The sequence below is a fragment of the Proteus sp. G2674 genome (assembly GCF_009915195.1).
Classification (GTDB): domain Bacteria; phylum Pseudomonadota; class Gammaproteobacteria; order Enterobacterales; family Enterobacteriaceae; genus Proteus; species Proteus mirabilis.
This window is the reverse complement of the sequence record NZ_JAABLS010000040.1, coordinates 172,582-194,049: the sequence shown is the minus strand read 5'-3', so window position 1 is coordinate 194,049 and position 21,468 is coordinate 172,582. Positions and strand designations below refer to the sequence as shown.

18 protein-coding genes are annotated in these 21,468 nt (G+C 41.8%); 10 read left to right on the top strand and 8 right to left on the bottom strand.

What is annotated here, in order from left to right:
• Nucleotide 1: 1 nt before the first annotated feature.
• On the top strand, nt 2–1,432 hold the full coding sequence (phrB, locus tag GWI58_RS16625; protein WP_094959830.1) for a deoxyribodipyrimidine photo-lyase: 1,431 nt from the start codon (nt 2–4) through the stop codon (nt 1,430–1,432).
• A gap of 39 nt (nt 1,433–1,471) precedes the next feature.
• The gene (locus tag GWI58_RS16620) at nt 1,472–2,455 is read left to right on the top strand and encodes a glycosyltransferase (protein ID WP_020946559.1); all 984 of its coding nucleotides are present in this window, start codon (nt 1,472–1,474) and stop codon (nt 2,453–2,455) included.
• A 56-nt stretch (nt 2,456–2,511) separates the two neighbouring features.
• Here GWI58_RS16620 and ppc read toward each other — a convergent pair whose 3' ends face one another.
• The 5 genes from ppc to metB form a co-directional block, all read right to left on the bottom strand.
• Nucleotides 2,512–5,148 (bottom strand): phosphoenolpyruvate carboxylase, encoded by a 2,637-nt coding sequence (ppc, locus tag GWI58_RS16615; protein WP_161769401.1) that lies wholly within the window; start codon nt 5,146–5,148, stop codon nt 2,512–2,514.
• 470 nt (nt 5,149–5,618) lie between these two features.
• A complete protein-coding gene (locus GWI58_RS16610; RefSeq protein ID WP_004246404.1) occupies nt 5,619–5,780 on the bottom strand; it encodes a hypothetical protein in 162 nt (53 codons plus the stop codon).
• Between the two features lie 78 nt (nt 5,781–5,858).
• Complete coding sequence (locus GWI58_RS16605) at nt 5,859–6,377, bottom strand: TIGR00645 family protein (protein ID WP_004246405.1); 519 nt, start codon at nt 6,375–6,377, stop codon at nt 5,859–5,861.
• Nucleotides 6,378–6,499: 122 nt separating this feature from the next.
• Nucleotides 6,500–8,938 (bottom strand): bifunctional aspartate kinase/homoserine dehydrogenase II, encoded by a 2,439-nt coding sequence (locus GWI58_RS16600; protein WP_004249705.1) that lies wholly within the window; start codon nt 8,936–8,938, stop codon nt 6,500–6,502.
• Between the two features lie 9 nt (nt 8,939–8,947).
• The gene (metB, locus tag GWI58_RS16595) at nt 8,948–10,108 is read right to left on the bottom strand and encodes a cystathionine gamma-synthase (protein WP_004246408.1); all 1,161 of its coding nucleotides are present in this window, start codon (nt 10,106–10,108) and stop codon (nt 8,948–8,950) included.
• A gap of 285 nt (nt 10,109–10,393) precedes the next feature.
• Here metB and metJ point away from each other — a divergent pair, with 285 nt between their 5' ends.
• Nucleotides 10,394–10,711 carry a met regulon transcriptional regulator MetJ gene (gene metJ, locus GWI58_RS16590; RefSeq protein ID WP_004246409.1) on the top strand — a complete coding sequence of 106 codons (318 nt, stop codon included), beginning with the start codon at nt 10,394–10,396 and terminating at the stop codon, nt 10,709–10,711.
• Nucleotides 10,712–10,783: 72 nt separating this feature from the next.
• Here metJ and yjjJ read toward each other — a convergent pair whose 3' ends face one another.
• Together yjjJ and rpmE are read right to left on the bottom strand one after the other, a co-directional pair.
• A complete protein-coding gene (yjjJ, locus tag GWI58_RS16585) occupies nt 10,784–12,088 on the bottom strand; it encodes a type II toxin-antitoxin system HipA family toxin YjjJ (protein WP_094959832.1) in 1,305 nt (434 codons plus the stop codon).
• A gap of 392 nt (nt 12,089–12,480) precedes the next feature.
• Nucleotides 12,481–12,693: a 50S ribosomal protein L31 gene (gene rpmE / locus GWI58_RS16580; protein WP_004246411.1), complete on the bottom strand. Its 213-nt coding sequence runs from the start codon at nt 12,691–12,693 to the stop codon at nt 12,481–12,483.
• A gap of 203 nt (nt 12,694–12,896) precedes the next feature.
• Here rpmE and priA point away from each other — a divergent pair, with 203 nt between their 5' ends.
• The 7 genes from priA to rraA all read left to right on the top strand — a co-directional run bounded on the left by priA (nt 12,897) and on the right by rraA (nt 20,875).
• Nucleotides 12,897–15,098, top strand: a complete 2,202-nt coding sequence (priA, locus tag GWI58_RS16575; RefSeq protein ID WP_094959833.1) for a primosomal protein N' — start codon at nt 12,897–12,899, stop codon at nt 15,096–15,098.
• Between the two features lie 252 nt (nt 15,099–15,350).
• Nucleotides 15,351–16,382: a DNA-binding transcriptional regulator CytR gene (gene cytR / locus GWI58_RS16570; RefSeq protein ID WP_004249710.1), complete on the top strand. Its 1,032-nt coding sequence runs from the start codon at nt 15,351–15,353 to the stop codon at nt 16,380–16,382.
• Nucleotides 16,383–16,452: 70 nt separating this feature from the next.
• Complete coding sequence (ftsN, locus tag GWI58_RS16565) at nt 16,453–17,238, top strand: cell division protein FtsN (RefSeq protein ID WP_161769400.1); 786 nt, start codon at nt 16,453–16,455, stop codon at nt 17,236–17,238.
• A gap of 110 nt (nt 17,239–17,348) precedes the next feature.
• Complete coding sequence (gene hslV / locus GWI58_RS16560) at nt 17,349–17,879, top strand: ATP-dependent protease subunit HslV (protein WP_004246416.1); 531 nt, start codon at nt 17,349–17,351, stop codon at nt 17,877–17,879.
• Between the two features lie 12 nt (nt 17,880–17,891).
• A complete protein-coding gene (hslU, locus tag GWI58_RS16555; RefSeq protein ID WP_004246417.1) occupies nt 17,892–19,232 on the top strand; it encodes an HslU--HslV peptidase ATPase subunit in 1,341 nt (446 codons plus the stop codon).
• A 98-nt stretch (nt 19,233–19,330) separates the two neighbouring features.
• Nucleotides 19,331–20,248 carry a 1,4-dihydroxy-2-naphthoate polyprenyltransferase gene (locus GWI58_RS16550; RefSeq protein WP_004249897.1) on the top strand — a complete coding sequence of 306 codons (918 nt, stop codon included), beginning with the start codon at nt 19,331–19,333 and terminating at the stop codon, nt 20,246–20,248.
• A gap of 108 nt (nt 20,249–20,356) precedes the next feature.
• Nucleotides 20,357–20,875, top strand: coding sequence for a ribonuclease E activity regulator RraA (gene rraA, locus GWI58_RS16545; RefSeq protein ID WP_004246419.1), 519 nt, complete (start codon nt 20,357–20,359; stop codon nt 20,873–20,875).
• Between the two features lie 93 nt (nt 20,876–20,968).
• Here rraA and zapB read toward each other — a convergent pair whose 3' ends face one another.
• Nucleotides 20,969–21,211, bottom strand: coding sequence for a cell division protein ZapB (gene zapB, locus GWI58_RS16540; protein WP_012368679.1), 243 nt, complete (start codon nt 21,209–21,211; stop codon nt 20,969–20,971).
• Nucleotides 21,212–21,468 lie beyond the last annotated feature (257 nt).

The following is a 21,468-nucleotide window of genomic DNA, read 5'->3' as shown; positions in this document are numbered from 1 at the left end:
CATGCACTCAGCGCCTGTTCATTTAGTTTGGTTCCGTCATGATCTAAGAGTGACCGATAATAAAGCGCTCTTTTATGCTTGCCAAAATACACAGGCGCAGGTGCATGCCATTTTTACCGTCACGCCTGCACAGTGGAAAGCCCATCATATGGCTTTATCACAGCAGGCGTTTATTCATGATGCATTGCTTAATCTTTCCCATTCACTAGCTAAATTAAATATTCCACTGACACTTATCATCAGTGATACATATGCTGATGCGGCACAAAGTATTGTGGATTATTGTCAGCAACATCAGGTCACTGCGCTATTTTTTAATCATCAATATGCGCTTAATGAGCAAAACCGTGATAAAAAAGTAATGGAATTACTCGCCCATAACACCACGGTTTATTGTTACCACGATAACGTTTTTGTGCCACCGGGGAATGTCGTGACCCAACAAGGAGAGATGTACAAAGTCTTTACTCCTTTTAGAACCGCATTTTTACGGCTATTTCTGTCGCAAGATAATGCTTCATTACCAGCCCCCGAAATAAGAGCACACCAAAAAGCCGTTTCACCGTTAAATGCACCACTTTTTGCACTACCAATATCATCAACCAAGATGTTCCCAGCAAGCGAACAAGCAGCGTTACAGCGTTTAAAACAGTTCTGCTATGAAAGGGTGATACATTATGCAAAATGGCGAGATATTCCTGCTATTGATGGAACCAGTCAATTATCCCCTTATCTTGCCATAGGCCTAGTGTCTGTGCGCCAATGTTTTAATCGCCTTTACCAAACAGAGCCTGATTTCTTAGAAAATAACCATTCCAGTGCATTTGTTTGGTTTAATGAGTTAGTTTGGCGCGAGTTTTATCAACATCTAATAGTTGCTAACCCGAGTTTATCCAAACAGATAGCTTTTCAACCATGGACAGAAAATATTCGCTGGCGTAATGACCAAACTGAATTTACCGCTTGGACACAGGGCTTAACAGGCTTTCCTATTATTGATGCCGCGATGCGACAACTGAATCAAACCGGCTGGATGCACAATCGCTTACGTATGCTGACGGCAAGTTTTTTAGTCAAAGATCTACTAATTGATTGGCGCTGGGGGGAAAATTATTTTATGTCACAATTAATTGATGGTGATTTCGCGTCAAATAATGGTGGCTGGCAATGGGCAGCATCAACAGGCACTGATGCTGTGCCTTATTTTCGTATTTTTAATCCGACAACCCAAGGACGTAAGTTTGATCCTGATGGTGAGTTTATCCGCCACTGGCTACCAGAGCTTGCTGATGTCCCAGATCGCGATATCCATACTCCTTCTGAATGGGCAATCAAAACAGGTCACTACCTCGATTATCCACAGCCAATTGTTGATCACGCCAAAGCACGAGTAACTGCAATTGCGTCTTATGAAGAGGCCAAAAAAAGGTAAAATAGCGCGATATTATCTCTCAATCCTTGGCGGGCTATTGTGAAAACACCGATTATTTCTGTTATCGTTCCTATGTTTAATGAGGCATCTCGCATTACGCGATTATTAGAGAGCCTACTTTGCCAAACCTTTCACGACTTTGAAGTGATCATTATAAATGATGGCTCAACGGATAATAGTGTTGACATCGCTATGCTCTATTGCCAACAAGATAATCGTTTTCACCTTTATCACCAAACTAACCAAGGGTTATCTAGCGCGAGAAATACTGGCTTAAAATATGCTCAAGGTGATTGGATAGTCTTTTTTGATAGCGATGATTTTATTAAACCTCAATTACTGGCACATTGGCATCAATTAGCCTGCGAACAACATATCGATGTATTAATTGGCAATGGTGAACGCTATGATGTACATAATCCACAAAAGCATCAAACTACCATCCACCAACGTCAACCTTATCAACAAGTGATCAGCGGTCAAGAGTGGGTGATCCATGCCGTTACGCAACATCAATGGCCACATTTTGTTTGGTTACAATTTATTCGCCACGAAATAATCAAAAAACATCACCTACGCTTTATTGATGGCCTTTATCATGAAGATATTTTGTGGACGACACAACTTGCACTGGTCACTCAACGTATCGGCTTTGATGATCAACCTCTTTATTACTATTGCGCTAATCCTAACTCTATTACGCGTAAACCTAATCCACAAAAAGAAGCCAAGCGCGCACAAAGTTATTTGCAAATTGTTATACAACTCTTGCAGCTTGCAGATAAACAACATCAACCACTATTAGCCAACGCGTTGCGCCAACAAGCACTACGTGAACTTGGCAGTTTCTTTATTCTTTTTCGTAAACGCTGTGATACAAAAAACCAAGCCATCATTGCACAGCAATTTAGTACTTATCACCTCTTTCCAGCCCTTAATAAAGGCGCCCAAAATTGGCATCAACGTTGGTTTATTTGCCGTGTTTATTGCGTCCTTTATTGGCATCGTTGGAAAAAAAGATAAAAAAACAGCGCTAAATTTAGCGCTGTTTTACTAATAAAATAACCCTATTGCGACCACTAACCGGTATTACGCATACCCGCAGCAATACCTGCGATAGTCACCATCAACGCTTGTTCAATACGTGGATCAGACTCGCTATGAGTACGAGAGCGTTGCAATAGCTCTGCCTGTAGGACGTTAAGTGGATCAGTATAAACATTACGCAATGCGATAGATTCAGCAACCCACGGTAAGTCCGCCATTAAATGCTCATCTTTGGAAATCGCTAATACACTCTTAATATCATCAGAGAGTTGTTGACGTAATTTCGCCCCTAATGGCCATAAATTTTCTTCGACTAAACGCTGATCGTAATACTCCGCAAGCCATAGATCCGCTTTTGCATACACCATCTCTAGCATAGCAATACGAGTATTAAAGAAAGGCCAATTCTCACACATATCATCTAATACGGCTTGTTTTCCGTTATCTATCTCATGCTGTAAAGCAGCACCGGCCCCTAACCATGCGGGTAACATTAAACGGTTCTGAGTCCAAGCGAAGATCCACGGAATAGCACGCAATGTTTCAACGCCTCCTGTTGGACGGCGTTTAGCAGGTCGAGAGCCTAATGGTAATTTACCTAATTCACCTTCTGGCGTCGCTGCACGGAAATAAGGCACAAAATCTTTTTCGCCTCTGACATAGCCACGATACATCTCGCAAGATACATCAGATAAAGCATCCATAACCTCAATCCAAGCTGTTTTTGGCTCTGGAGGAGGTAATAAATTAGCTTCTAAAATCGCACCAGCATAGTGAGCCAGACTACTGATAGTCACTTGCGGTAAGCCAAATTTAAAGCGGATCATCTCCCCTTGCTCTGTCACCCGCAATCCACCTTTTAAACTACCCGGTGGTTGTGATAATAATGCAGCATGTGCCGGCGCACCTCCACGGCCGATAGTACCCCCACGGCCATGAAATAGCGTTAATATCACGCCTGATTTCTCACATAACTTAATTAAAGCATCCTGTGCTCGATATTGCGCCCACGATGCCGCCATCACACCCGCATCTTTCGCTGAGTCAGAATAACCAATCATTACCATCTGTTTGTTATCAATTAAATCGCGATACCAGGGAATATCAAACAGACGGGTCATCACACTTTCTGCGTTATTTAAGTCTTCTAACGTTTCAAATAATGGTGCTACAGGTAAACGAATATCTGCCCCTGCTTCTTTTAATAATAGTTTAACGGCTAATACATCCGAAGGGACTTTCGCCATGGAAATCACATAAGAAGCAATAGAATCTTTTGGTGACTCAGCAATTACCCGACAGGTTTCAAATACCTCTTTAGTTGCTTCACTCGGTTGCCAATGAGTAGGGATCAATGGGCGTTTAGAGTTAAGTTCTGTCAGTAAAAACGTCTGTTTTTGCTCTTCAGACCAACTAGCATAATCACCAAGCTCTAAATATTGCGTTAATTCAGACAGCGCTTCGGTATGATTAGTGCTTTCTTGGCGAATATCGAGTCGCACCAGTTGTAATCCAAAACAACGGATACGGCGCAAAGTATCTAATAACTGTCCATTGGCAATAATGCGCATACCACACTGATGCAGTGATTGGTAACAAGCATATAAAGGTTCCCAAAGTGCTGAATTATCAATCAGTAAGCCTTCAGGAGGTAATGATTGCTGACCTTTGATACGTTGTTCTAAATAATCACGAGTCACTTGTAAGCGAGTGCGCAATTGTTTGGCTATTTCACGATAAGGCTCGGCAACATCGGCACCGCCCGCTAATTCACGTAATTCTGGTGTGCTTTCTGTCATAGACAGCTCAGAAACGAGCACCTGAATATCATTTAAAAATAGATCGGCGGCTTTCCAGCGACTAAGTAATAATGCATGACGGGTAATTTCAGCGGTAACATTTGGGTTACCATCACGATCTCCCCCCATCCATGAAGTAAAGCGAATAGGAGAAGCTTCTACCGGTAAATTGTAGTCAATAGACTCTTCTAACTGTTCATTAAATTCACGTAAGAAAGCAGGCACACCTTCCCATAAGCTATTTTCGACCACCGCAAAGCCCCATTTCGCTTCATCAATAGGGGTTGGGCGAATTTTTCTGATCTCATCGGTATGCCACGATTGCGCAACCAATTGGCGTAAACGGCGCATAATATTGGTACGTTCATAATCGGCAAGATCATCATGATCAAGCTGAGATAAGCAAGTATTGACTTCCACTAGCTTATGAATAAGCGTGCGGCGAGCAATTTCCGTTGGATGAGCCGTTAAGACTAATTCAATCGAAATTTGTTCAACGGCTTGTTTGAGTTGCTGATTAGTAAAGTTTTTATCTTTCAGCCGTTCAATTAATTTAGCCAATGCCACAGGATTACTTGCCGCCTCACCATGAGGAGAAATGCTATGGTATTGCTCTGCCACATTAGTCAGGTTTAAGAATTGGTTGAATGCTCTAGCAACAGGTAATAACTCATCATTAGAGAGATTTTGTAAGGTTAATAGTAGCTTTTGTCGCTGAACTTCATTACCTGCTCGTGATGACTTAGATAACTTTCGGATAGATTCCACTTTATCTAAAATTTCTTCACCGAGTGCCTCTTTTATCGTGTCGCCGAGTAGTTTGCCAAGCATGCTGACATTACTACGCATAGCAGAATATTGTTGATTCATAAGACTCCTGACCTTGGCTTTGTGTCGGTAACAACATGCTTTCTACTAAAAAAAGTCATGTCCTTCCAGTTGTGTAATTAATTTTCATTTTTTATGTGACTTTATTGTGATTTTTGTGATAAGCCACACTGCTTTTGACTTATAGCCTACTATTCATATCAGAAAATAAGCGTTTTGGGGGAATTTTCTGAAATTTAATTACGGCTTTAGTGTTATAAGAATGGCTAATATCGACGTTGTTTTTGCTCAATATTAACCATAATAAGGACATTTTTTTGTTTCTTATCGTCTAAGAAGCGTTTTTTACTAGAAAGGGTGAAATAAGTAAAAATTTATCTGGCGAAAAATTTAGATGAATTTTTTTAATATTGATAAATTGTCTGGTATTTTTCTCCAACTTCACCCTATCGATACTCCTTAAATAGAAAAGGCGCTGACTATGCAGCGCCTTGTGTTAACAAATAGCACATTCACTTTTTCAATGAATCAATCTTTTTTTCTACGTTTTCTTTAAGATCAGATGCACCATGTTTTAAATCGTGGGCAACTTCAGATAATTTTTCTTCTGTCCGATGCTTCACCTCCGTCGCTTTATCTTTTAGCTGATCAACATGTTTTTCAATTTTTGACATTAATCGCTCCTTTGTGACTAGAGATGATTTAAGTATAGCCAAGGTTAAAAATAACGACGTGCTGTAGCTCTCATTTTATCACCCTTGATTGGCTTTATTTGCTCGCTTACTTCGTTTAGAGATCTTCTCTAAATAGCCCATCACAAAAGCGGAAAAAACAAAAGTCAGATGGAGCACCACATACCATAATAACTTGTTATCGGGGATATTTTTTAAGTCCATAAACACCCCTAACAAATGAATAGAAGAGATAGCAACAATAGAAGCAGCAACTTTATTTTTCAGCGATTCTGCATCCATGTTACCTAACCAAGAGAGTTTATCCTTCGCGCCTTCGATTTCCATATTGGTAATAAAATTCTCATAACCTGAGAAAATAACCATTATCAATAACCCCCCCACTAATGCCAAATCAATTAGCGATAATAAACGTAAAACTAAATCAGCTTCAGATAAGGCAAATATATTGGGTAAGATCTCGTACATTGACTGAAAAAACTTAATCGTTAATGCCAACAATCCAAGAGATAAGCCAATATAGACAGGTGCAAATAACCAACGAGAGCGATACATCCATTTTTCAACAATTCTATTCATATTTCCTCTCTATCTACACAATTAATCATCATCTTTTTCAGTATAGAAGAGAAAAAAATACACAGAAAACTATCAGCAATAAAAAAATCACTGATAGTTTTGATTAAAAAGAAAATAGTCTTTTACAATAGTTGAGAAAGGCGATTGAGATCAGACTGAATAGCCCCCGCAGTCACATCACGTCCAGCACCAGGACCTCTAATGACTAATGGGTTATCACGATACCAACGGCTTTCAATAGCAAATAGGTTATCCCCCGGTAATAGTGATGCCAGAGGATGATCTTTTCTCACCGCCTCAACCCCAACCTTCGCTTTGCCGTTAGCATCAAACCGCGCAATATAACGCAGTACCATATCCATCTCATTGGCAGCCGCTAAACGTTGTGCCATTTGTTCATTAATCACACTGCTATTTTCAAAGAAGGCTTCTAATGATCCACTTTGCGCTTGAGCAGGAACCAGCGATTCAACACGGACTTGCTCAGGTTCAATATCATAGCCAGCTTCACGGGCTAAAATAATCAATTTGCGCATCACATCTTGTCCTGATAAGTCGATACGAGGATCAGGCTCGGTTAGGCCTTGTTGCCATGCTTGTTCTACCAAATCACTAAAAGGTACGCTGCCATCAAATTGTAAAAATAGCCATGACAATGTGCCGGAGAAAATACCACTGATAGATAAAATCGTATCACCGCTTTCACGTAGATCACGTACCGTATGATTAATAGGTAATCCCGCACCAACTGTCGCATTATATAACCAGTGGCGTCCTGTTTTAGAGAAAGCATCACGAGTTGCGCGATAGCGTAAACTTGATGCTGAGCCTGCGATTTTATTCGCACTAATCACATGAAAACCATAGCTGGCAAAATCTTCATAACAGGCGGCAAGCTCTTCATTAGCGGTAATATCGACCACCACTAAATCATCAAAAGGATGCGATCTCATCCATAAATGAAGCGACTCTTCACTATGCACTGTTGCTTCATCATCAAAAAAGGCCAGTGCGCGACTAGGATCAATACCTTGGTGATCTAGTAGGCTGCGACGGCTATCTACCACCCCCGCCAGAATAAATTCAAAATCACTACGTGCAGATAATGGCTCTTGTTCACGAGCAAACAGTTCTAACCAACGTGAGCCAATATTCCCTTTACCAAACAGCACTAAACCAATCTGTTTTTCTGCCCTAAATAATGTTTGATGTAAACCTTGCAATAATGAAGCCGTATAGTTACGTAATACCGCAACTAAACTGATGTTATCTTCCGCGTGCCAAATAAACTCTACCGGTTGATCTTTAAGTTGTTGGTAGAAACGGTGGCAATGGAGTGGATTTTTACATACCCCGGCGCCAACTAAAGCAACGAGAGAAAAGCCCTCTCGCAGATGTAATTTACCCGGTAAGGCCGCATCTTGCAGAACATCTAACGCACTATTAGCGACTTCACTGGTGTAACACAACTGTAGCAACTGACTATCTCTATCAATACCTGTTGCCAGTGGACGAATTTGTACCCGCTGAAGTAATGCATCCACTTCTTTAGCGATTTGTTCAAAATTTTGATGTGCGGCTAATTGAAGCTCAATTAAACAAACATCATCATGGCTAGTGACAATTTTTGCCCCTGTGCCTGATGCTAATACCCGTTCAATTCGAGTTGAACCCTGCTCTGGTTGGTAACTGCAACGTAATTGTAAATCGATATTGCTCCCTGAGACGGGTTGTAGTGTGCGTGTATGTAAAACGGGTGCCGCTAATCTTGCCAGCTCGCTCGCCTCATCTAAACGCAATAACGGTAGCAAACAGGCATCTTTCACTTTTCGGGGATCGGCACTATAAACCCCTGCAACATCGCTCCAAATAGTCACTTTACCCACATCCGCTAAAGCACCTACTTGGGTCGCTGAGTAGTCACTACCATTACGGCCTAATAGCACCGTCTCACCTTGTTGATTACGACTAATAAAACCCGTTACCACAAAGCGACATTGAGGATATTTAGCCAGCAGTGATTGTAACAAAGGACGCGATAAGGCTTCATTAACTTGAGGCTGTGCGGCGCGCTCTGCACATAAAAATTCTCGCGCATCTAACCACACACTAGGTAAACCCTGCTCCGTTAATAAGCTTGCCATTAATCTCGCTGACCAAATTTCACCATGACCAACGACTTCAGCATAAGTTGCATCCGTTATCGGCTTATCAAGTAAGTAACTTAGTCTTTCTAAATCAGCAATAAAGGCCTGTGAAAGAGCTTGTGCATGCTCTTTTGATAACAGTCCTTCAATCAAGGATAGCTGATAACGACGTAATTCTTGCTGAGCTTGATGGGCAGAAATACGATCACTTTGACTCAGTTTTAACCAGTTAATCAGCTGATTTGTTGTCGAGCCTGCTGCAGAAACCACCATTAAATCATTAGGTTGGCTATAATTTGTCATGATATTCACGACTCGCTGATAACATTTTATGTCTGCAAGACTGCTACCACCGAATTTATGTAACTGACGGCAAGTTGGTTGCGCCTGTTGTTTAATCGCCACTACGCTCATGATCCATGGTTACCTTTTCGTTGCTGCATTAAACGCATTTTGTAAATCGTTGATGAGATCCAGACTATCCTCAATCCCCACGGAAATGCGCAATAAAGCGTTACTGATCCCAGCGGTTTTTCTCGCTTCTTCAGACATTCCTGCGTGTGTCATGGTCGCCGGATGACAAATTAATGTTTCTACACCACCTAAAGACTCTGCCAGTGTAAAGAGTGTTAAATGAGATAAAAAGGATTTAATTGCCTCAATCCCCCCTTTTAACTCAAAACTTAACATCGCACCAAAACCTTGTTGCTGTTTTTTCGCTATCGCGTGACCGACATGATGTTCTAGTGCTGGGTAATAAATTTTATCCACTAAGGGTTGTGTTTGTAGATAATCCACCAATGCTTGAGTATTTTCTTGTTGTAATCGAATTCGTGGTACTAAGGTTCTGATCCCTCGTAATAACAAATAACTATCAAACGCCCCAGCAGTAACACCAATATTATTTGCCCACCAGCTTAAATCCTCAAGCTGTTTCCTACACTGACTAATCACAACACCCGCGACAAGATCAGAATGCCCATTAAGATACTTAGTGCAAGAATGCACCACTAAATCAGCCCCTAAAGCCAATGGCTTTTGCAATACCGGGCTCATAAAGGTGTTATCCGCCACCACCAACGCCCCAACTTGGTGAGCTAATTGGCTTATTTTCTCAATATCAGTGATGCGCAATAATGGATTACTGGGTGTTTCAATAAATACTATTTTTGGCGCTAATGCCAACGCTTGTTGTAACGCTTGCTCATCGTTTTGATCAACAAATACCACACGATAAGCACCACGTTGCTGCTGACTATTAAACAGACGATAACTGCCCCCATAACAATCATGGGGCGCCACAATGACATCACCCGGTTTTAAAAAAGTCGTACAAATTAAATGAATTGCTGACATCCCACTGCTAGTAACAACCGCTCCCACCCCACCTTCAAGCTCTGCTAATGCATTTTGCACCATATCGCGCGAGGGATTGCCCCGACGAGAGTAATCATGTTCACGAGGTTGATTAAATGCTAAGAAATTATAGGTGCTAGAAAGATAGATTGGCGGTACAACACAGCCATATTGCTTATCTTCATTAAGCCCATTGTGAATGGCAATGGTTGCGGTTTTCTTCGTCATACAGACACCTTGTTACAGCGCTAAGTGGAAAAGTCGCTTACAGCATATCCAATTAGACACCAAGACGTCAATACATCTAGACATCTAAACTCCTTTACGGATAGACCAACAAATGGAATAATATAAATATTAAGGATATCGCCAGGTAACTATTGCTTTTTCTCACACCTTTAGCCAGTAACAGTCGGTGGTTTTAGAAAAGTCATGATAAACTGGCATGGCTCGTCAGAATAGGGCATCAACCCTAAACTGGCTTCAACTAAATGATATTAATTAAGGTAATCCATGGCTGAATGGAACGGTGAATATATCAGCCCTTACGCTGAGCATGGTAAAAAAAGCGAACAAGTCAAAAAAATTACAGTTTCAATTCCATTGAAAGTGCTAAAAATTTTGACAGATGAGCGCACTCGTCGTCAGGTCAATAACCTAAAACATGCCACCAATAGTGAATTATTGTGTGAAGCATTTTTACACGCATTTACCGGACAGCCTCTCCCCAATGATGAAGACTTACGCAAAGAGCGTAACGATGAAATCCCTGAAGAGGCAAAAGAAATAATGCGCCAGCGGGGTGTTGATCCCGAGACTTGGGAATATTGATCAGAAATTATTTTTGATAGCAAAAATATAACCAGAAGCCCAAAGCCAACACTTTGGGCTTCAATTTGTGCATTACTCTAGACGAGAGATACGCGAACTCGCTTCATCCAGATGATTGCGTAACGCGTTAAGGCAGGGAGAAAAATTGTCAGAAAGAGCATGACAATGAGTAAGCAAAGTATAAAACTGCTCTGCGAGTGCTAAACTCTCCCGCCAAATTTCACGGCTGATCCCATCAAGTAATGTCGCTGGTCGCAGTGTGTTGACTATTTCTCCTCCTACTTTAGGCGCAAATCCCATTGGTAGAATATCGTAAGCAGGCGCAAGCGCATATGGTCGGCCATGGCGACTAATAAACGATAAATTGCCATGGTGCATATCAGTATTTCCAATCAACATACCAAATGCCCAACGTCGCATTGTACTTACCGAGGCATCAGGCTGAACCTGTTTTTGCTCAATTAACGCATCAACTAACACAGGCCATGGCTCTCTTGCTCGCCCGACAAACTGTGCATCTAATGCTTGTAAAGAAAAAAGTCCGACACGACCTAGAGCACCTACACGGTCAAAACGCGGTATTTCAAGAAAACGTTGCCCTTCAAAATCAAAAATTTCTGTTTCAACGCCTAGCACCTTTAAGGCAAGATGCTCAGCTTGAAGGAGATCACGCCAACGCTCGCTGATAGCATTATTGTCAGAAGCCGTAAATTTAACGATGACATGGCCTCTATCAGTATAGGTACAAAATTTGGGTTGTTCACCACCTGCGGATGAGCCAGGATCTTCCCCTGAACTAACCGCTCGAGCTAATGTTGGGTAAGTTGTTGAACGAGCAACCACAGCAGGTATCGGCATCGCCAAAAAATGTTTTTTTGCCTGTTCCCCTATTAACAAATTTCCCACTGCATCATGACCGTGAGCAATTAAAGCTCTGATAATATCTGTGTCAGACCAACTGTCTGGATTATGTGGTAAACCCAACTCAGCGGAATAAGTCGCAGCATAAGCACGTCCAAGATACCCTTGTGGACGCATATCAAATAACCACCACGGCAATCCTTCGCTATACCGATTGACATTATCAACCTGCTCCATAACAAAACCGGCTGGATAAACTGGTGTCAATTTACCCAACAATTTAATTTTACCTTCTTCATTTATGCGATAAATGGGTACAGAGTTGAAGCCGCGCGAACCATCACGTAAAGCATATTGAATAGAACGACCCGAGCCAATTTGAACAATATCATTAGACAACTTTTTTAATGCCCTAGACAGGGTTGGCTGACTAATATTCATAATATTAGCTAGTTGCCTTGCTGGCTCAGGTCCATTACGTAGTATTTTTCGTATGACTTCTGCTCGTTGTGTCATGATATTAGCTACTTATAAATAGATTAATGAATAGATAAGTGAATAGGATTATGAATAGATAACTTATCAGCTGTGATCTGTCTTGTCACTATTAAAAGCGCGAGTATTGGCGACGATATTACATAAAAAACGCATACAAAAGAGCGCTATCGCTTTGAGGTATATTCGATATGTTATTTTATCATTGGGAGATCACGCTAGGTGATGAATAGAGATAGGGAAAGCTTACTATCAATAATAAAAGATCAAGCGGTTAAAGTGTGATACAAAGTGACCATAATTTAGAGGATAAAGAATAACAAAAAGCCCAAAGCAAATACTTTGGGCTTTCTTCAATTCCGTTTTCCCTACACGTTTTCAGTGTTACCTGAAAAGTTGTGGTAACAAATATCTTATTTGCTGCCTGGGATTTTGAAACGTTTGTTGAACAGATCAACACGACCACCGGTTGCAACATCACGTTGTTTACCAGTATAGAATGGGTGGCATTTATCACAAACGTCCAGATTCAGGTTGTGGCCTGCTGTGGAGTTGATTTTCATAACGTTACCGCAAGAACAAGTTGCAGTAATTTCTTCGTATTTAGGATGAATATCTTTTTTCATGGAAAACCTCTGCTAAGGCCGTGTCGCTATTCAGCCCTCAGCCGAACACCACACGTCGTGTTGATTGAATTAAATTGTTTGGTATTTTATCTACCAAAGGGGGCGGATCATACAGAATATCCGCCAAACGCGCAATGAAATCTGCACACTTTTTGTGATATTCTTAATACTATCTTTTCGCTAAAACACTCGGAAACCCTGATATGACTATAGTTCAGGTAATATTACCTGTACCACTGTTTTCTTCCTTTGACTACCTGCTTCCAGAAGGTTGTGCCATGCCAACAATAGGTTGTCGCGTGGTCGTTCCCTTTGGCAAACAGCGTCGCTCTATCGGTATTGTTAAAGGTTTTAGTTCACACAGTGAGTTTCCCATTGAAAAACTGAAACCTATTGAAGAAGTACTTGATACAGAGACACTGTTTCCGGGGATCTTATGGGATATGCTTAATTGGGCAAGTGCTTATTATCATTATCCTTTAGGTGAAGTTCTCTTTCATGCGATGCCAATTCTACTACGACAAGGGAAACCGGCTGAATTTACGCCCTTATGGCAATGGTATGCCACTCAAGAGGGAGAAGCGCTTGATCTTAACAGTCTAAAAAGCGCTAAAAAGCAACAACAAGCTTTAGCGGCACTACGCCGTGCCCCTTTGTATCGCCACCAGTTAGATGAATATGAAATTACAACAGCGACACTAAATAACTTAAAAAAGAAAGCATTAGCGGATTTACGTCCTATTCAACCCGCCCCTATACAGTGGCAAAGCACTTTTGCCGTACAAGGCGAACTATTTAAACTTAATGCCGAACAGGCGGTTGCTGTTGGTGCTATCACGGCACAAGCAGACCAATTTTCGCCTTGGTTATTATTGGGGATCACAGGCTCTGGTAAAACAGAAGTGTATCTCAGTGTACTTGAAACTATTCTCGCTCAAGGTAAACAGGCACTGATCTTAGTCCCTGAAATAGGTTTGACCCCACAAACCATTCGCCGTTTTAAAGCACGTTTTAATGCCCCCGTCGATGTTCTTCACTCCGGACTCAACGATACGGAACGCCTTGCGGTATGGCTACGAGCGAAACGGGGAGATAATGCCATTATTATCGGTACGCGCTCTGCATTGCTCACCCCTTTTCAGCAATTAGGGATTATTATTATTGATGAAGAGCATGATGGCTCTTATAAGCAACAAGATGGCTGGCGTTACCATGCACGGGATTTAGCGGTCTTTCGCGCCAAGCAAGAAAATATTCCTATCGTGATGGGCACAGCCACCCCATCGATTGAAACCAGCTATAACGTTGCACAAAAAAAATATCAACAACTGACGTTAACGCAACGGGCGGGAAATGCTAAACCTGCCACAGAGCATTTAATCGACCTAAAAGGGCAACCGCTCACAACCGGACTCTCTCCAACACTCATTAAAGCCATAAAAGAGCATCTTAATGCCGGTAACCAAGTGATGTTGTTTTTAAATCGCCGTGGCTTTGCGCCTGCGTTACTCTGCCATGAGTGTGGTTGGATTGCCGAATGCCCTCGCTGTGATCACTATTATACCTTACATCAAAAACACGGCATGCTACGTTGCCACCAGTGTGATAGCCAACGTCGTATTCCATCACAATGTCCTCAATGTGGTTCAACTAATTTAATGCCAGTAGGATTGGGCACAGAACAACTTGAACAAGGCATTGGCGAGTTATTTCCTAATACCCCCATAACCCGTATTGATAAAGATACCACCAGTCGTAAAGGAGCATTAGAGCAACAACTAGAAGACATCTATCAAGGTGGATCACGTATTCTAATTGGCACACAGATGTTGGCTAAAGGTCACCACTTCCCAGACGTTACGCTGGTGGCGCTACTTGATGTTGATGGTGCTTTATTTTCTAGTGACTTTCGTGCTGCTGAACGTTTTGCTCAGCTTTATACTCAAGTATCAGGTCGTGCAGGAAGAGCTGGGAAACAAGGTGCCGTCTATTTACAAACTCACCAACCCGATCACCCACTATTATTAACGCTGTTAGAAAAAGGCTATGATGCTTTTACTAAAGAGGCGTTACAAGAGCGACAAGCAACCTTTTTACCCCCTTATTCCAGCCATATTATGATCCGCTCTGAAGATCATAATAACCAAAAAGCCCCCCAGTTTTTACGCCAGCTTAAACAGTTCTTCGAGCAACACCCGATGAGAGATAGTCATTTATGGGTGATGGGCCCCATTCCGGCCATTCAGGCAAAACGAGGAGGAAATTTCCGTTGGCAACTATTATTGCAACATCCTTCAAGGGGTTATTTACAAAAGTTAATGTCTGTTACTTATCCTCAGATAGTGGCGCTTCCTGAGAGTAAAAAAGTGAAATGGAATATTGATGTTGATCCAACAGATTGCTAAGCCTACTGATATTTAGCGCACTTATAATTCAAAACTATTTATCAATTTTGCGAACTACCTCATAAAAACGATTGGTATCACACTTTTTATGCAAACTAGGTAACAGTATCTATTCAAAAAGTGGGTAAAATAACAATTTAGAATATTTCTTGAATTAAAAAACCGTCGCATCTTTGTATTTTGGACAACGACGGTTTTTTTGCAACAAAAAAGCAATCGTTTAACCAAACCATCAGTACGGAGGTATGGGGTTTGCAACAGAATAATAAAGAGAGCGCACAAGCAACAATGAAAGATGTTGCTTTTGCTGCTGGCGTGTCAACAGCCACGGTGTCACGCACATTAATGAATCCAGAAAAAGTATCCTCACAAACCCGTCAAAAAGTTGAGCAAGCTGTTCTTGACGTGGGTTATTACCCACATAATTTGTCAAAAAACCTGAAACGTAACGAGTCAAAAACGATCCTCGTGATCGTCCCTAACATCAGTGATCCCTTTTTTACAGATGTCGTATGTGGCATTGAAGAAACCGCAGCTCAACACGGCTATCTTGTGTTAATTGGTGACTGTAAACACCAACAAAAACATGAAAATGCCTTTATTAATTTAATTATTACTAAGCAGATTGACGGCATGTTACTGCTTGGCTCTCATATCCCTTTTGATGTTTCTAAAGAAGAGCAAAAAAATCTTCCTCCTATGATCATGGCAAATGAATTTGCCCCAGAGCTTGAATTGCCAACCGTTCATATTGATAATCTGACAGCTTCTTTTAGAGCCACCCACTATCTACAACAGATGGGACATAAGCGTATTGCCTGTATTACTGGCCCTGAAGATATGCCGCTATGTCGTTATCGTTTACAAGGTTATATTCAAGCTATGCGTAGAACCGGTGTCCCTCTACGCGAAGATTATATTATTAGAGGTGATTTTACCCACGAAAGCGGTGCAGAAAGTCTGAAAAAGTTAATTTCGTTACCTGAACCACCGACAGCCGTTTTTTGCCATAGCGATATTATGGCGATTGGTGTGATGTGGCAGGCTAAAAAACTGGGCTTACAATTACCTGACGATCTCTCTGTAATTGGCTTCGATAACCTTGATATTACACGCTATAGCGAGCCTGCATTAACCACTATGGAACAGCCACGCTACCAAATTGGTCGTCAATCCATGTTGTTACTGCTTGATCAGTTACAAGGTAGACCTGTTGCACCCGGCTCTCGCCTATTAGATTGTGAGTTAATAGTAAGAGAAAGTGTCTGTCGGCTTAAAAGCTAGGCAAAAGACACTATGTTAAGTAACATATCGGTTGTGATACCTATTCATTTAATTATCAGCGAATCGAACTGTGGCACAACGAGACTATGTGGGACGAGGACAGTCATCTGCTCGTCGTAAAAAGACAACGAAAGGCAAAGGTAAAAAGGCGGCCAGTGGGTTGCCTTTAACCACACTTATTGTAGCAATTGCGCTTGTGGCGCTATTTGTTGGCGGCCTCTATTTTATTACCCATAATAAAAAAGAGGTTATCGAACCAACTTCATCAAGTGCAGGGCAACAACCAACTAACAACTTACCACCTAAACCGCAAGAGCGTTGGCAATATATCAAAGAGCTCGAGAATCGACAGGTGGGGAACCCATTACAGCCACCAGCGACCTCTTCAGGGAGCCAGATTAATCCGCTTTCACCGGAGCAATTACGTTTTTTACAACAAATTGAAGCGGATAAACGTCAACCGGCGGTAGAGTTACCAGAAGTGCCTTATAACGGTGAAGTACCACGTTCACAGGTTGTCATTACCCCACCGACAACTACCGCACCTTCGGTACAACCCTCGCAACCTTCAGCACCGGTAAAACAGGAGCCTGCACCTGCGATAACAACACCAAAACCTGCGACGACTGAAGCGCGCTTTTTAGTCCAATGCGGTTCATTTAAAACCAATGAACAAGCCGAATCTGTACGCGCAACCTTAGCATTTTCCGGTATCGAAAGCCGTGTGACCAAAGGAAATGACGGTTGGATCCGCGTTTTATCTGGCCCATTTAATAAAGAGCAAGCCAATACGCTAAGCCGTCAAGCTGCAGGCGCAGGTGTATCAGGTTGTATTCTTCGTACTGCGGGGGGTTGAAAAATAAAATTTCTCCCCCACCTATAAATCTAATTCACATAATGGGCTGTGTTTTTTCTGATATTAAAGCACAACCCACTTCTTTTTATTGATAAACCAGGGGCTGACTCATGACTACAATCGTAAGTGTTCGCCGTAATGGCCAAGTCGTAATCGGTGGTGATGGACAGGCGACGATGGGTAATACCGTCATGAAAGGCAATGTTCGCAAAGTACGCCGTCTTTATAACGACAAAGTGATTGCGGGATTTGCCGGCGGCACTGCTGATGCTTTCACGCTTTTTGAACTTTTTGAGCGTAAATTAGAGCTCCATCAAGGCCATTTAACTAAAGCCGCTGTTGAACTTGCGAAAGATTGGCGTACAGACAGAATGTTACGCAAACTAGAAGCATTACTGGCTGTGGCAGACGAAACAACATCTTTGATTATCACTGGTAACGGTGATGTTGTGCAGCCAGAAAACGATCTGATTGCTATTGGTTCTGGTGGCCCTTATGCACAAGCAGCGGCGAGAGCGATGTTAGAAAACACCGATCTAAGTGCACGCGAAATTGCGGAAAAAGCACTGAATATTGCCGGTGATATCTGCATCTACACCAACCATAATGTCAACTTTGAAGAAATCTCTTCAAAAGAGTAAGGATTTGAGAGCATGTCCGAAATGACTCCTCGCGAAATTGCCAGCGAACTCGACAGATTTATTATTGGTCAAGATAAGGCCAAACGTGCGGTTGCTATTGCACTGCGTAACCGCTGGCGTCGCATGCAGCTTGATGAAGCGCTGCGTCATGAAGTAACCCCAAAAAATATTTTGATGATTGGACCTACAGGGGTAGGTAAAACTGAAATTGCACGTCGCTTAGCAAAATTAGCCAATGCACCTTTTATCAAAGTCGAAGCCACAAAATTCACTGAAGTGGGTTATGTAGGTAAAGAAGTCGATTCTATTATCCGCGATTTAACTGATTCTGCTGTTAAAATGGTACGTAGCCAAGCGATTGAAAAAAATCGTTACCGTGCTGAAGAAATGGCAGAAGAGCGTATTCTTGATGTACTGATCCCACCAGCCAAAAATAACTGGGGAGTCACAGAATCGGCATCATCCTCAGAGCCTTCAGCAGCGCGCCAAGCGTTCCGTAAGAAACTCCGTGAAGGCCAATTAGACGACAAAGAGATTGAAATTGAATTAGCGGCCACCCCAATGGGTGTTGAAATTATGGCACCTCCTGGCATGGAAGAGATGACTAATCAATTACAATCCATGTTCCAAAATTTAGCGGGACAAAAGCAAAAAGCGCGTAAGATGAAAATCAAAGAAGCGTTTAAACTGATTGTCGAAGAAGAAGCCGCTAAACTGGTTAATCCTGAAGAGTTAAAACAACAAGCCATCGATGCAGTTGAGCAACATGGTATCGTGTTTATTGATGAAGTAGATAAAATCTGTAAACGTGGTGGTCAAAGCTCTGGCCCTGATGTTTCTCGTGAAGGTGTACAACGTGACCTATTACCACTGGTAGAAGGTTGCACCGTATCCACTAAGCACGGTATGGTGAAAACAGATCATATTCTGTTTATTGCCTCAGGCGCATTCCAAGTCTCTAGTCCTTCAGACTTAATTCCTGAGTTACAAGGCCGTCTGCCTATTCGTGTTGAACTACAAGCACTGACTGCAGAAGATTTTGAGCGTATCCTTACTGAGCCAAATGCATCATTAACAAAACAGTATCAAGCATTAATGGCTACCGAAGGAGTAAGCATTAACTTTAGCCAAGACGGTATTCGCAAAATTGCCGAATCTGCATGGCGTGTAAATGAAACCACTGAAAACATCGGTGCACGTCGTCTACATACGGTATTAGAGCGTTTAATGGAAGAAATTTCCTATGATGCGAGTGAACGTCAAGGCGAAACTATTCTTATTGATGCAGAATATGTGAAACAGCATCTGGATGAGCTTGTAGCAGATGAAGATCTGAGTCGATTTATTTTATAATCAACTTATGCGATCCTTAATCAGCAATATTAACGTGGGAGGCTTGCCTCCCATTCTTATTTTTATAATAACAACGAACATGAGTATTGAATTTCAGCATGAGCGCTCAACATTCCATTAGCCGGACACAAGCCTGGCTTGAAAGTTTACGACCCAAAACCCTACCTTTAGGGTTAATTGCTATTGTGACAGGCTCCGCCTTAGCGTATTGGACGGGTCATTTTGAGCTACCTATTGCATTACTGGCGATTTTAACTGCTGGCACACTACAAATTCTCTCTAACTTAGCGAATGACTATGGTGATGCCGTTAAAGGGACAGATACTGAAGAGCGATTAGGGCCACTGCGTGGAATGCAAAAAGGGGTTATCACCCCTACTCAAATGAAAAAAGCCTTAATTATCAATGTGATTATCTCCTGTGTTTCAGGTATAGCCTTGATAATTGTCGCCTGTAAAAAACCCGAAGATGCTATTGGCTTTTTAGTGATGGGCTTATTGGCTATCGTGGCAGCCATTACCTATACCGTAGGGAAACGCCCTTATGGCTATATGGGATTGGGCGATATTTCGGTATTAATTTTCTTTGGCTGGCTAAGTGTGATTGGCACTTATTATTTGCAAGCTAATGCTTTTAATATTGTGACACTACTGCCTGCCACCGCCTGCGGACTGCTCTCGGTCGCAGTACTTAACATTAACAATATGCGTGATCTTGAAAACGACATTCAAGCCGGTAAAAATACCTTGGCGGTGCGTTTGGGGGCTTCTGGTTCACGGATTTACCACACCTGCGTGATTGCCATAGCCATTATCTGTTTGATTGTGTTCACCCTGATTTATATGCACCGTTGGACGGCGTGGCTATTTTTATTAGCCGTTCCGATGCTATTACTGCATATTAAACGCGTTAATGCTGATCTTAGTGGCGAAGCCATGCGACCACTGCTTGAACATATGGTCAAAGCGGCGCTGTTAACCAATATTCTTTTTTCTTTAGGTTTAGTTTTAGAGTAATTTACCGCTATTGTTGATTTGACTCACTGAATTGTCAGTGAGTCTTTTGCCAACACCCCCTGTTAAGGGATATACTGGACTTTCCTGAGGCAACCTGACGTAAATCCTATGAAATATGATACTTCTGAACTCTGTGATATCTATCAAGAAGATATCAATGTCGTAGAACCGCTTTTCTCAAACTTTGGTGGTCGTAGCTCCTTTGGTGGACAAATTACCACTGTCAAATGTTTTGAAGATAATGGTCTGCTTTATGACTTACTAGAAGAAAACGGTAAAGATCGTATTCTATTAGTTGATGGCGGTGGCTCTGTCCGCAAAGCGCTAGTCGACGCTGAATTGGCGCAACTGGCGGTACTTAACGAATGGGAAGGTATTGTTGTTTATGGTGCAGTACGCCAAGTGGACGCTTTATCTGAGCTTGATTTAGGTATTCAAGCGATGGCTGCCATTCCTGCAGGTTGCCCAAGTGAAGGCATCGGCGACAGTGATATCCGCGTAAACTTTGGTGGTGTTACTTTCTTCTCTGGTGATTACCTTTATGCTGATAATACTGGCATTATCTTATCTGAAGAGCCTTTAGGCTTAGATGATGACGATTTAGATGATGATTTATTAGAAGAATAATAGACCATTCTCTTATTAACAAAGATAACGCATAAAGCGACAAAAGCCACTTTATCAGTGGCTTTGTTTTTAACTGGTGAAAACGGTGGACGATTATTGTACGTCTTCCATTTTTCCTAGCAGAGCACGTAAACGCTCTTGCCAGCTTGATTGCTCTTGTTTCAGCTCTTCGTTTTCACGAACCAAGGCTTCTCTTGATTCTCTTGCGCCCTGCACTTCTTGATTCAGTGCATCATTTTTCTCTTTTAGCTCTTCAATTTCCATCTGTAATAATGTGATGGTATCTAGTGCTTGTTGTACTTTTGACTCTAATTTTTCAAAAACTTCAAATGACATACTGTAATCCCCCATATAATCGATACTCCCGATTGTAAGTAGCCTATCAACAACTGTCTAGCATCTTCCGTGGAATTACCTGCTTTTTTCAATTTAACAAAAATACTGGTCTGATCACACTCCTAGTGTTGTACAAGTCACTATTTAAGAGCGTTTTCACTCATTTTCATGATGGGACACACAAAATTCAATTTCGCTTATTCTCGTTTACGCTCATTAACGATAAATTTACAGTTATCTTTTCAATACGAAAAGAA

Coding starts and splice junctions, on each gene's coding strand:
- phrB (WP_094959830.1), top strand. CDS start 2: ATGCACTCAGCGCCTGTTCATTTAGTTTGGTTCCGTCATGATCTAAGA.
- ppc (WP_161769401.1), bottom strand. CDS start 5,148: ATGAATCAACAATATTCTGCTATGCGTAGTAATGTCAGCATGCTTGGC.
- GWI58_RS16610 (WP_004246404.1), bottom strand. CDS start 5,780: ATGTCAAAAATTGAAAAACATGTTGATCAGCTAAAAGATAAAGCGACG.
- GWI58_RS16605 (WP_004246405.1), bottom strand. CDS start 6,377: ATGAATAGAATTGTTGAAAAATGGATGTATCGCTCTCGTTGGTTATTT.
- GWI58_RS16600 (WP_004249705.1), bottom strand. CDS start 8,938: ATGAGCGTAGTGGCGATTAAACAACAGGCGCAACCAACTTGCCGTCAG.
- metB (WP_004246408.1), bottom strand. CDS start 10,108: ATGACGAAGAAAACCGCAACCATTGCCATTCACAATGGGCTTAATGAA.
- metJ (WP_004246409.1), top strand. CDS start 10,394: ATGGCTGAATGGAACGGTGAATATATCAGCCCTTACGCTGAGCATGGT.
- yjjJ (WP_094959832.1), bottom strand. CDS start 12,088: ATGACACAACGAGCAGAAGTCATACGAAAAATACTACGTAATGGACCT.
- rpmE (WP_004246411.1), bottom strand. CDS start 12,693: ATGAAAAAAGATATTCATCCTAAATACGAAGAAATTACTGCAACTTGT.
- priA (WP_094959833.1), top strand. CDS start 12,897: ATGACTATAGTTCAGGTAATATTACCTGTACCACTGTTTTCTTCCTTT.
- hslV (WP_004246416.1), top strand. CDS start 17,349: ATGACTACAATCGTAAGTGTTCGCCGTAATGGCCAAGTCGTAATCGGT.
- hslU (WP_004246417.1), top strand. CDS start 17,892: ATGTCCGAAATGACTCCTCGCGAAATTGCCAGCGAACTCGACAGATTT.
- GWI58_RS16550 (WP_004249897.1), top strand. CDS start 19,331: ATGAGCGCTCAACATTCCATTAGCCGGACACAAGCCTGGCTTGAAAGT.
- rraA (WP_004246419.1), top strand. CDS start 20,357: ATGAAATATGATACTTCTGAACTCTGTGATATCTATCAAGAAGATATC.
- zapB (WP_012368679.1), bottom strand. CDS start 21,211: ATGTCATTTGAAGTTTTTGAAAAATTAGAGTCAAAAGTACAACAAGCA.